The sequence below is a fragment of the Myxococcus sp. CA039A genome, from assembly GCF_013336645.1.
Classification (GTDB): domain Bacteria; phylum Myxococcota; class Myxococcia; order Myxococcales; family Myxococcaceae; genus Myxococcus; species Myxococcus llanfairpwllgwyngyllgogerychwyrndrobwllllantysiliogogogochensis.
Genome location: NZ_JABUMQ010000345.1, coordinates 1 through 11496 on the forward strand (window position 1 = coordinate 1; position 11496 = coordinate 11496).

Consider the following 11496-nt stretch of genomic DNA (forward strand, 5'->3'; position numbering starts at 1 on the left):
CAGCTGCACCTGGTGCCGCTCCATCACTCTCAGGGCACGCAGGAGGGTGTCTGTGGGAAAAACGGTGGCGATGAAGGACGACAAAGCTTCCTTGATTGCCCTGTTTTGCCGCATCCAGTTTCCTCCGGACCGTTATACCTACATCTCCTTGCAACGGCCCTGCCGGCTGGGATGACCACCCAGCAATGGACACGGCAACGGGCGGCGGACCGGCTTAGAGTGGGGGGGTGACACGGAGACAGGTGGCGCGGCTGGGGCGGATGGCGGACCTCTTCTCGCGGACGATGAGCCGGGGAAAAGAGGGGTTGCTGACGCTGACGTTCCGCCCGGACGAGCTGTACCGGGTGCCCACGGACGACGGCGCGGCCATCGCCATGGGGCGCTACCACGCTCGGGGAGAGCGCCGGTACGCGGAGCCCGTCATCCTCTGCCACGGGCTGGGCGCCAACCGCTTCCACCTGGACTTCGACGAGCACTACAGCATGGCGCGCTACCTGGCGCGGGCGGGCTTCGAGACGTGGGTGCTGGAGCTGCGCGGGCGGGGGCTGGCGGGCGACTGCTCGGACTTCAACTTCGACGACCAGGCGGAGCACGACGTGCGCACCGCCCTGCGCACCGTGGTGTCCACGGGGGCGAAGGAAGTGCTCTGGGTGGGGCATTCCAAGGGTGGCCTCACGCTGTACGCCCACCTGGCCAAGAACCCGCAGGCCCCGGTGCGGGCCGCGGCGATTCTGGGCAGCCCCTTCACCTTCGCGGTGCAACCGGGGCTTCGCACCTTCATCCAGCGCGTGGAGCCGCTCTTGCGGCTGAAGGTCATCCCCACCGGCCGAGTCACCAGCATCGCGCTGCTGGGCGCGCCGCCGGGCCCGCTGAGCCGGTACATGATGCTGGCGGAGAACATGGAGCCGGAGGTCGTGCGGCGCGCGCTGGCCAACGTGCCGGCCAACATCTCCGGCGGCGTGGGCCGCCAGTTCGCCCGCTGGATTTCCACCAACCGCTTCACCACGTACGACGGGGGCTTCGACTACCGCGAGTCCCTGGCGGGGGTGAAGATTCCCGTCCTGCTCCTGGCGGGCAGCAAGGACCTCCTGGCCCCGCCCATGTCGGTGGCGCGGGCGAAGGAGGCGCTGGGGGGCCCGGTGAAGTTCCTCGTGGCCGGGCGAGGGCACGGCTTCGGCGCGGACTACGGGCATGCCGACCTGGTGCTGGGCCGCCGGGCACCGGACGAAATCTTCCCCCTGGTGGAGGCGTTCCTCTCCGCGCACGCCACCCGGCCGTGAGACGGCACACAGGCGACGGGACTCCGGGTTGTCCGGGCCCCCTTGGCGTGCTACCCGGAAGCCCCTCCCCATGAGTCTGTCCCCCCGCCTCCTCACCCTCGCCCTGCTGGCGCCCGCCGCGTGCGGGAAGGCCCCGGGCGAGGTGCCCGCCGGGCAGGCGGTGATGGACCTGCGCCACACGCGACGGACGGACGGACGGGCGGTGGCGCGCTGGAGCGGCGATGCCGTGACGGCGGAGGAGCTGACCGAGCGCTTCCTGGAGATGAGCCCCGCGCTGCGCGAGCGCTACGTGGAGCCCCGCGCCCGGCGTGAGTACGTGGAGTCGCTGGCCCGGTTTGATTTGCTGGTGCGCGACGCGCTCGCCCAGGGACTCCAGGACGACCCCGAGGTGGTGGAGGCCACGCGGCGCGCGCTGGTGGGCCGGCTGATGCGCTCGCGACTGGAAGAGGCGCGAGTGACTGTCACCGACGCGGAGCTGGCGGAAGCCTATGCCGCGCGCAAGGACGACTTCGTGCGCCCGGAGGCCCTGCGCCTGTCCCATGTCTTCCTCGCCGCGCCGCGGGCCGATGCCGCCCGGGAGAGCGCCGCGAAGGGTGAGGCACAGGCCCTGCTCGCCCAGGCGAAGGCGCTTCCGGCGGAGGACTTCGGGGGCTTCGGGAAGCTGGCGCGCGAGCACAGCCAGGAGCCGCGCACCGCGCCGCTGGATGGCGACATGCGCTTTCTCTCCGACGAGGCGCTCGCGCGCGAGTACGGAGCCGAGGTCGCCCAGGCCGCTCGCGCCCTGAAGACCGAGGGCGAGCTGAGCGGTGTGGTGCGGACCGACACGGGGCTCCACGTGCTCAAGCTGCGCGCGCGCAGGCCCGCGCTGGACCTCTCGCTGGACGACGTGCGCGAGGAGTTGCGCGTGCGCCTGGAAGGCGAGAAGCGCACCCGCGCGTGGGGCGAGTACCTGGCGCGCGTGGAGAAGCAGTTGTCGCTGTCGGTCGACACGGACGCGCTGGCCCGGGTGCCAGTGGACGTCCAGGCCCCCATGCGCAAGCCGTCGAGCCCGCTGCCGGGCACGGTGCCCGCGCCATGAGGGCCCGCTTGCCAGCTTGGGGGGCCATCCCCACCTTTGGGAGTCGCCCCCACCCTTCCCCCAGGACTCCGCGCATGCGTCTTTCTCCCACCCGCGCTCCCCTGCTGTCCCTGGTGCTCGCCCTGGCGCTGAGTCAGGGGTGCAACACGCCCGTCAAACTGACGCCCGACGACACGGTGGTGGCCACCGTGAATGGCGAGGTCCTCTCCCGCGTGGACTTCGAGCAGGAGCTGGGCCGGGAGCTGGCCTCCACGGAGGCCTCCCAGCGCACGCCGGAGGAAATCGAGCCCTTCAAGCGCACGCTGCTGGACACGTACATCCACCGGATGCTGCTGCTCCAGGCGGCGCGGAAGAACAACGTCACCGTCACCCCGGAAGAGGTGGACCGGGGCGTGCTGCGGCTGTCGGGCGACTACCCGGCGGGCAACTTCAACGAGGTGCTCGCCCAGGGCCAGCTGTCCATGTCGGAGCTGCGCGCGCGCGAGGCCAGCCGGCTGACCATCGAAAAGCTCTTCGCCAGCCACGTCTACGCCCGCGTGGGGGTGACGGAGGAGGAGCTGCGCGCGTACTACGCGGCGCACGAGGCCGAGCTGAACGAGAGCGAGCAGGTGCACGCCGCGCAAATCGTGGTGAAGGGCCTGGACGAGGCCCGGCGGCTCCAGACGCAGCTCAAGTCGGGCAAGAAGTTCTCGGACCTGGCGCGCAGGTACTCGCTGAGCGCGGACGCCAAGGTGGGGGGCGACCTGGGGTTCTTCCCCCGAGGACAGATGCCGCCCGCCTTCGACGAAGTGGTATTCAAGCTCGGGGTCGGGCAGGTTTCGGACGTGGTGTCCACCGAGTACGGCTACCACCTGTTCAAGGTGCTGGAGCGCAAGCCCGCGCGGAAGCGGGACTTCGCCGAGGCGCGTCAGTGGGTGGAAGCGAAGTTGATGGAGCAGAAGCGCACGGAGGCGCAGGACGCCTTCGAGAAGGAACTGCGGGACAAGGCGCAGGTCCAGGTGAATGAGACCACGCTGCAGGCCATCCGCGGACAGCCCGCGGCACTCCCGCAGGCAGCGAAGTGACGGAATCGTGGGCCCGGCGGACTGTTGGACGGGCCCGGTGTGGTGCGGAAGGATGCACGGAATGAAGAAGCTGGTGGCATTCGTCGCTGCGGCGGCGCTCCTGGGGGGCGCCACGTCGGCGCGCGCGGAGCTGGTGGACAAGGTGGCCGCGGTGGTGAACCGCGACGTCATCGCACTGTCGGAGGTTCAGCAGCGCGCGGCGCCGGAGGTGTCGCGCCTCAATGACCCCGACCCGCGCAAGCGCGCCGAGCAGCGCGCGCAGCTCATGAAGACGGCGCTCGACACCCTCATCGGCGAGAAGCTGATGGAGGCCGAAATCACGGAGATGGGCATCTCCGCGACCGAGGGCGAGGTGGACGAGCTCGTCAATGACGTGCGCAAGCAGAACAACATCACGGACCCGGCGCAGTTCGAGCAGGTGCTCGTCGCCGAGGGCCTGACGATGGCCACGTACCGGGACATGCTGCGCAAGCGCATCCTCCGGGACCGGCTCCTGCGCATGAAGGTGGGCCCCAAGGTGAAGGTCACCGAGGAGGACCTCAAGGCCGCCTACAACCAGTACGCCCGCGCGGAGAGCGAGGACATGGAAGTCCACGCGCGCCACATCCTGGTCGCCGTGGACCCGAAGGCCACCGAGGAGCAGGTGGCCGCCGCGCGCAAGAAGGCGGAGGGCATTGCCCAGGAGGCCCGTCGCGAGGGCATGGACTTCTCCGCCCTGGCGCGCGCGCGCAGCGAGGGCCCCAGCGCCGCGGACGGCGGAGATTTGGGCTGGTTCAAGCGCGGCGTCATGGTGCAGGCGTTCGAGAAGGTCGCCTTCAACCTCAAGGATGGCGACGTCAGCGAGCCGGTGCGCACCAACTTCGGCTGGCACATCCTGAAGGTGGAGGAGCGCCGCTCCGTCGCCGCGACGACCTACGAGGAGATGCGTCCGAAGCTGGAGGGGAAGCTGCTCCAGGAGAAGACGGACAAGTTCCTGGACCAGTACGTCACGGAGCTGAAGCAGAAGGCCAGCATCGACGTGAAGATGTAGCCTGTCGTCCCCACGCGGGGGATGCTCGCCACCGTGAGCCTCCCCCTCGTCGGTATCTCCCTGGGTGATGTGTCGGGCATCGGGCCGGAGGTGACGGCCGCGGCCCTGGCGCTCCCCGCCGTGCGTCGCGCGCTCATCCCCGTCGTCTTCGGGGATGGGCCCACGCTGGAGCGCTTCCCCTTCTTCCGCCGCCATGCGCGCGTGGAGCCCTCCGCCCTGGGCCGCGTCGAGTCCCCCACCGTCGTGGTGGTGACTCAGCTGGCGGCCAAGGACCGCGTCCCGGGCAAGCCCTCGCGCGAGGGCGGCCGCGCGCAGTACGCGTACGTGACGGCGGCGATTGACGCCATGCGCGCGGGACACGTGGACGCGCTGTGCACGGCGCCGGTGTCCAAGGAGGGGATTTCGCGCGCGGGCATTCCCTTCATGGGCCACACCGAGGTGCTGGCCGAGGCCTTTGGCGTGGACGTCATGATGATGATGGACGGGCCGCGCGTGCGCATCGCCCTGGCCACCAACCACGTCCCCATCTCCGCGCTGTCCAAGCTGCTCACCGTGGAGGGCCTCACCGCGCGGCTCAAGCTCTTGTCACGCAGCCTCGCGCCCGTGGTGGTGGGACGCAGGCCTCGCATCGCCGTGCTCGGGCTGAATCCTCACGCGGGCGAAGGGGGCCTGTTGGGGCGCGAGGAGGTGGAGGTGATTGGCCCCGCCATCCGCAAGGCACGCGCGGCGAAAGTCGATGCACACGGGCCGATTCCGGCGGACGGCCTCTTCGCGAGACCCGATGAAGTGGGCGCGCGGTACGACGCGGTGCTGGCGATGTACCACGACCAGGGACTCATCCCCGCGAAGGCGCTCGACTTCGAGCGCACCGTCAACGTGACGCTGGGACTGCCGGTGCCGCGCACCTCGCCGGACCACGGCACGGCCTACGCGATTGCCGGCAAGGGGCAGGCGAGCTGCGTGCCCATGGCGGAGGCGCTGCTCAAGGCCGCGCAGCTCGCTCGGCCTCCCGCGCGAGGTGGTCGGCCAGGTCCTCGCCGTCCTTCTCCGCGTCGATGAGCTTCACCTCGGAGCCCACGCCGCTCGGGGGAATCACCAGCACGCTGACCTTGTCGAGCGGGCATTCGCCCAGACAGCCCGAGGAGAACACGCGGGTGCTCGGTCCCAGGCCCCGCGCGGCCACGGCTTCCCGGATGCGGCGCGGCAGATCCACGCCCCCCAGGCGAGGGTCCAGGCGCACCGAGCAGTTGTGGCAGACGTGCAGCTCGGTCGGCTGGGAGTCCGGTGCGGCCTCGGGTGGAGGGGGTGTGCGCATCGCCTGGAAACATAAGGCGGATGAGACTCCGCCGCCGTAAGCTGGAGCGTGGGTGCCGAGGGGCGCCCACACCCGGAAAGACGACGTCACCCTCCTGGATCCGCGTTGAACCTCAGGTTCCTGGCGAGTTCCTTCCACGGCCCATGCACGGGTGAGGGCCGACCTTGAGGGACTTTTCGATGGGAATCAGAAACACGAGTCGCAGGTCATGAAGGCGCCTTTCGGCAGAGACCTGACGACAGGCAGCATCCCCCGACACCTGGTGGCCTTCTCCATCCCGATGTTGATGGGGAGCTTCCTTCAAACGGCATACAGCTTCATCAACGCCATCTGGGTGGGCCGGTTCCTGGGCACAGAGGCGCTGGCGGTGGTGACGGTGAGCTTCCCCGTCGTCTTCGTCCTGTTCTCCATCGGCATGGGCCTCACCATGGCGACGAGCATCCTGGTGTCGCAGAACTACGGCGCCCGGAGGATGGACGAGCTGCGCAAGGTGGTCGACAGCTCCACGGTGCTCATCTACTCGCTGGGCGTGGTGCTCACGCTGCTGGGCGAGTGGCTGGCGCCGACCATCCTCACGCTGATGGACACGCCGCCGGAAATCCATGCGGAGTCCGTCAGCTACCTGCGCATCTTCCTGTTGTCGATGCCCCTGGGCTTCGGATTGTTCCTCACGCGCAGCCTGCTGCAGGGCGTGGGTGACTCGAAGACGCCGCTGTATTTCCAGGCGGGCTCCGTCCTGCTCACCACGGTGCTGGACCCGGTGCTGATGTTCGGCTGGCTCGGGTTGCCCAAGCTGGGATTGAACGGCACGGCCTGGGCCACGGTGGTGTCGCAGCTGCTGGCGCTCATCACGCTGCTCATCTATCTGCGCATGAAGGATGTCCCCGTCGCGCCGCGCAGGCCACGGCTGGCGCACCTGGGGCCCACCACCTGGAAGACGCTGCGCATCGGCGTGCCGGCCGCTGTGCAGCAGTCGCTCGTGTCCATCGGCATGGTGTTCGTGACGGGACTGGTCAACGGCTTCGGCGAGGTGTCCACGGCGGCGTTCGGCGCGGCCTCGCGCATCGACCAGATTGCCTTCATGCCAGCGATGACGTTCGGCATGGCCGTGTCCACGCTGGCCGGACAGAACCTGGGGGCGGGCCGTTACGACCGCGTGCAGGAGATCTTCAAGTGGGGGTGCCTGTTCAGCGGAGGCATCACCCTGGTCATCTCGGCGGTGGCCGTGTCGTTCCCGGAGGCGCTGCTGCGCATCTTCGTCTCGGACCCGGCGGTCATCGGGCCGGGCGTCACGTACCTGCACATCGTGGGAGGGACGTACGTCCTGTTCGCGCTCATCTTCGTGAGCAACGGCATCATCAACGGCGCGGGACGCACGTTGATGACGACGATTTTCTCGCTGGTGAGCCTCTGGGTGGTGCGGGTGCCGGTGGCGTACTGGCTGTCGCGCCGCATGGGCAGCGTGACGGGTGTGTGGATTGCGATGGCCTTGAGCTTCGGCGTGTCGCTGGTGGTCAGCATGGCCTACTACTTCTCCGGCCGGTGGCGGCGCCCCCTGGTCAAGAAGGCGCCCGAGGGCCCCACCACGCCCAACCCGGGCGACGTCTTCGGACACGAGACAGGCGAGGCCTGAGCGGCCCCGCCCTCTTGGGCTAGAAGACGAACGGGAAGCGGATGGGCTCCTGCATGCGGACCGTGTGCACGGGGAACTTCCAGCCGCGCACCACGCCCTCGATGCAGCCGGCGAGCGGCGTGGCGCGCAGCGCCTGCGTGTCCATGGCGACGCTCGTCGCCTCACCGCTCGGCAGCACGGACCAGCGCACCACGAAGCGTCCGTCCTTCTGCGCCGACGTGTCCGCGGCATGCTGGCGCAGGCACGCGATGATGGCGGGCTGATTGGAGACCACCACCTGCTTCACGTCCTCGGACGTGAGGTGCTCCTTCGCGTCGAGCGCGGGCGGGACGTACACGGTCCGCGCGACGGTGGACTCGGAGGCGGCGCGCTCCTCGCCGTCTTCGGTGAAGCCGAGCTCTCGCGCGAACTCCTCGTCCAGCTCCGACTCGGTGCTGGTCGCGCCATCGGGGTCGTCCGTGGTGTCCGCCGGAGCGGAGGTCGTCTGCTCGTCGGAGTCGGGCTCCTCGAAGGTCATCTCCATCACCGCGCCCGAGGAGGACTCCGCGACACTCTGGGTGGGAGTCGTGCTCACGGGAGCGCGAGTCGTGGGCGCGCTCTCGGTTCGGATGCTCCGCTCGCCGGACTTCACAGCCAGGGTGTCACGGCGGGCCATCAGGTCCGCGCCGCTCGGGCCCGAGAAGGACGTGAGGGCGCGAGCCGGGTCCGTCGACGCGCCTTGTGCGTGCAGCCCGTTCGCGATGTCGCTGATGCTTCCGGGAGGGGCCCAGACGTAGGAGCCCATGTACCGAGGGGCGACGGGGTTCATCGCGTTGGTATCGGTCACACCCGGGAAGGCCGTGCCCGCCGTGAGGCCAGGAATGGCCCAGTACCCGATGGCAACCGAAGGACCCGTCTGGCCGAACTGCCACGAAGCGCTCGCGCTGTTGAGCTGGCCCGAGGCGTTCGCGCCGACCAGCGCGCCTGCGTTGCCCACGCCGTTGAGCTGGCCCGAGGCGTTCGCGCCGACCAGCGCGCCTGCGTTGCCCACGCCGTTGAGCTGGCCAGAAGCGTTCACGCCCATTTGCGAGCCCACGGTAGTCCCGCCGTTGAGCCGGCCCGAGGCGCTCACGCCAACCGGCGCGCTCGCGCTGTTGAGCTGACCCGAAGCATTCACGCCCACCAGCGCGCCCGAGTTGTCCTCGCGGTTGAGCTGGCCCACGGAGCCGCCTCTGCCGTCCGAACCCGCCGCCACACCTGGCCGCGCCGAAGCACCCAATGCGCCCTGATGCGCCGAGGTACCCGCGACGCCATTCACCGAAGGGGAACTCGCGCCTTGCTCCCAGAAGCGCACGCTCGCGACCACGAGCATGCCCGCCGCGACCACGCCCACCGCCGCGACGCCGAGCAGGACGCCAGACACCACGTCGCGGCCTCGACTCGACGCCGTCGGCGCCGCCACGGGGCCACCCCAGGCGTGCTGCTGCCCTGGCGCCATGGAGCCGTCCCAGGCGTGCTGCTGCCCGGGCGCCATCGGTCCGCTCCACTGCTGCGCGGGCGGGACCATGGGAATACCCCAGGGTTGCTGCTGAAGATTGAGCGGACCCTGCACCTCGCTCACGGTGTTCTTCCGCGACGCCGCATGCGTGGACGAACCACCGCGAGCCGTCGTGACCGGAACCACCTTGGAGTGCCCCCACGGCAGACGCACGGCCTCCGCGACCGGCACCTCCGGATTCGCGCGCATCCACTCCGGAATCACCACGGGCGCGGACTCGGACACGGACTCACCAGGCTCCGCGTCGGAGAACGCGGGCCGAGGCGACTCGGAGATCCACCGCGTCTCTTCCTCCGCGAGGTCCAGCAGCGCGCGCATGTCCTCCGCGGCTTCGCGCGTGGGCGTGAGCGCTGCATCACCGTCGCCGTCGACTTCCGGCTCCATGGCGAGCTCTCGGTCCAGATATGCGTCGAGGTCGCAGTCCAGCGCCTCCGTCACACTCAGTGCCTCACCCGACTGCTCGTGCTCACAGCCATTCGCCTCGGGATGATTCATGCCCCGCGTACGGAACTGTTCGTCGCCTCCTGACAGAAGCTCGCCCACACACCCTCCCCTCAACCGCGCAGCCATTCCCGCGCCAGGGCTCGCAACGTAGGGACGCGTCCCGCTCACGCCAGCGTGACTGTCTCGCGCAAGACGTTTCTTCGCCGTGGCACGCGTTCGCTGTCCGCTGTCTCACCGCTCACGCGCGAAATACGGCGCCGCGCCACTCCTGCGCACCGACACCGCACGACGCGTGGCCACCTCACCAGCGACAACGCGCGCGGCCCACGTCGAGCACGCGCGCGAACACACCCGCTCCAGCGACTACCAGCGCTCCTCGTCGGACTTCGGAGCCATGGGCCACGCGGGCGCGGGGACACCGTTCACGGAGACTCCGCCGTGCATGAACGTGGGCGCGCCCTGAAGGAACTCCGCCGGGAAATCGAGCGTCGGCTTGGACGCGTCATCCAACGCCTTCACCTGCTCCGGCTTCAGCGTCACCTCCAGCGCCCCCAGGTTGTTGTCGAGCTGCTCCAGCGTGCGCGCCCCCAGGATGGTGGACGTCACGCTAGGCCGCCCCTGCACCCACGCCAGCGCCACGCGCGCCACCGTGGTGCCCTGCTCTTTCGCCACGCGCTGAAGCACGTCGATGAGCTTGTACGTCTTCTCCGTCAGCGAGTTCTCCGCCCACGCCCCCCGGTCCGCCTTCACCTTCCCCGCGTTCTCCCGCGTGTACTTTCCACTGAGCACGCCACTCTTCAGCGGCGACCACGGCGTCACCCCCAACCCCAGCTCCCGAGCCATGGGCACCAGCTCCCCCTCCACCGTCCGCTCCAACAACGAGTACTCGATTTGCAACGCCACCAGCGGAGCCCAGCCCCGGAAGTGCGCCGTCACCTGCGCCTGCGCCACCTTCCAGGCCGGCGTATCCGAGATACCGATGTAACGGACCTTCCCGGAGCGCACCAGGTCGTCGAGCCCGCGCATCGTCTCCTCGATGGGCGTATTCACATCCCAGCAGTGCATCCAGTACAGGTCGATGTAGCTCGTCTGGAGTCGGCGCAGCGACTCCTCGCACTGCGCCATCAACGACTTTCGTCCCGCGCCTCCACCATTCGGGTCCCCCGGGAAGAGGCTGCTGAAGAACTTGGTCGCAATCACCACCCTGTCCCGCCTGCTCGGATACCGGCCCAGGTGGTCACCGATGATTTTCTCCGAGTGCCCTCGCGTGTATGCATTCGCCGTGTCGAGGAAGTTGCCGCCCCGCTCGAGGAAGCGGTCCAGGATGGCATTCGACGCCTCGACGCTGCTGCCCCAACCCAGGTCGGTACCGAAGGTCATCGTGCCCAGACACAGCGGGCTGACCCGCAGACCCGAACGGCCCAGCGTGACGTACTCATTCAGTGACATGGAGGACTCCCAAGGGAAGACGAAGGCATCCCTCACCGCCGGAGGTGGAGTCTCGACGCGCAGGCGCGGGCAGGGGGCCGTGGACTAACGCGTCCACGGGAGCCGCCGCCACTCGGACGCGAGGCGTTTGACGAACAGCAAACGCCTCTGTCTGGCTTCCCCCGGAAGAACATGCTCAAACGCGGCCCGTGTCCCCACGCCACGCCTTCATCGCCCTCGTCGCGCTGATGACCGCCTGTGCTCGCGACCCTGGCGCCCTCAGGAGCCCACCGCCCATGACGCCCCACACCCCCTCCCAGACGGAGGACGTCCGCGCCCTCCTGGCACTCGAGGAGTCCATCGTCCGCGCCATCCAGGCCCGCGACACCCAGGCCCTGAAGGGCTTGATGGCGGAGGACCTCGTCTTTCGCGGCGTGGGCGACGTGGAGACGGACCGCACGGCGTTCCTCGCCAACATCGTCGCCATCCCCGGCACCCTCCTCTCTGTCGAAACCGAGACGGTGCGCGCGCACGTCTTCGGCGACACCGGCGTGCTCACCGGCACCCAGCGGGCCCGCGTGCGACTCCCCGATGGAACCGAAGTCTCCGACGTGGGGCACTTCACCGACGTGTGCCAGCGTCGCGAGGGCCGCTGGTGGGTCGTCCTCGCGCACAGCCTCCCCGCAC

The 11496-nt window shown here is 69.5% G+C and carries 10 protein-coding genes; 7 read left to right on the top strand and 3 right to left on the bottom strand.

The annotated features are described in order from the left end of the window. The first annotated feature begins 260 nt into the window (after positions 1 to 260). From HR086_RS38930 to pdxA, 5 genes are all read left to right on the top strand, one after another. Positions 261 to 1280 carry an alpha/beta fold hydrolase gene (locus HR086_RS38930; RefSeq protein WP_141648244.1) on the top strand — a complete coding sequence of 340 codons (1020 nt, stop codon included), beginning with the start codon at positions 261 to 263 and terminating at the stop codon, positions 1278 to 1280. Positions 1281 to 1350: 70 nt separating this feature from the next. Continuing rightward, entirely contained in the window at positions 1351 to 2358 is a 1008-nt protein-coding gene (locus tag HR086_RS38935; protein ID WP_174456956.1) for a peptidyl-prolyl cis-trans isomerase, read from the top strand. 74 nt (positions 2359 to 2432) lie between these two features. Next, positions 2433 to 3422, top strand: coding sequence for a peptidyl-prolyl cis-trans isomerase (locus tag HR086_RS38940; RefSeq protein WP_141648236.1), 990 nt, complete (start codon positions 2433 to 2435; stop codon positions 3420 to 3422). A gap of 61 nt (positions 3423 to 3483) precedes the next feature. Then, the gene (locus tag HR086_RS38945; RefSeq protein ID WP_174468145.1) at positions 3484 to 4452 is read left to right on the top strand and encodes a peptidylprolyl isomerase; all 969 of its coding nucleotides are present in this window, start codon (positions 3484 to 3486) and stop codon (positions 4450 to 4452) included. Between the two features lie 33 nt (positions 4453 to 4485). Continuing rightward, entirely contained in the window at positions 4486 to 5511 is a 1026-nt protein-coding gene (pdxA, locus tag HR086_RS38950; RefSeq protein WP_174456958.1) for a 4-hydroxythreonine-4-phosphate dehydrogenase PdxA, read from the top strand. On the opposite strand, the gene HR086_RS38955 is transcribed toward pdxA, so the two are convergent. Continuing rightward, positions 5435 to 5767: a hypothetical protein gene (locus HR086_RS38955; RefSeq protein WP_141648239.1), complete on the bottom strand. Its 333-nt coding sequence runs from the start codon at positions 5765 to 5767 to the stop codon at positions 5435 to 5437. The two genes, pdxA and HR086_RS38955, sit on opposite strands and share 77 nt — an antisense overlap. Before the next feature lie 208 nt (positions 5768 to 5975). Here HR086_RS38955 and HR086_RS38960 point away from each other — a divergent pair, with 208 nt between their 5' ends. Further along, positions 5976 to 7400: an MATE family efflux transporter gene (locus HR086_RS38960; RefSeq protein ID WP_141648240.1), complete on the top strand. Its 1425-nt coding sequence runs from the start codon at positions 5976 to 5978 to the stop codon at positions 7398 to 7400. A 19-nt stretch (positions 7401 to 7419) separates the two neighbouring features. Here HR086_RS38960 and HR086_RS38965 read toward each other — a convergent pair whose 3' ends face one another. Together HR086_RS38965 and HR086_RS38970 are read right to left on the bottom strand one after the other, a co-directional pair. Then, on the bottom strand, positions 7420 to 9432 hold the full coding sequence (locus HR086_RS38965) for an AgmX/PglI C-terminal domain-containing protein (RefSeq protein ID WP_174468146.1): 2013 nt from the start codon (positions 9430 to 9432) through the stop codon (positions 7420 to 7422). A 312-nt stretch (positions 9433 to 9744) separates the two neighbouring features. Beyond that, on the bottom strand, positions 9745 to 10830 hold the full coding sequence (locus HR086_RS38970; protein WP_174468147.1) for an aldo/keto reductase: 1086 nt from the start codon (positions 10828 to 10830) through the stop codon (positions 9745 to 9747). Between the two features lie 275 nt (positions 10831 to 11105). Between HR086_RS38970 and HR086_RS38975 the strand changes: the two genes are divergently transcribed. After that, positions 11106 to 11496: SgcJ/EcaC family oxidoreductase (locus tag HR086_RS38975; RefSeq protein WP_174468148.1), on the top strand; the 391-nt coding region annotated here is incomplete at its 3' end.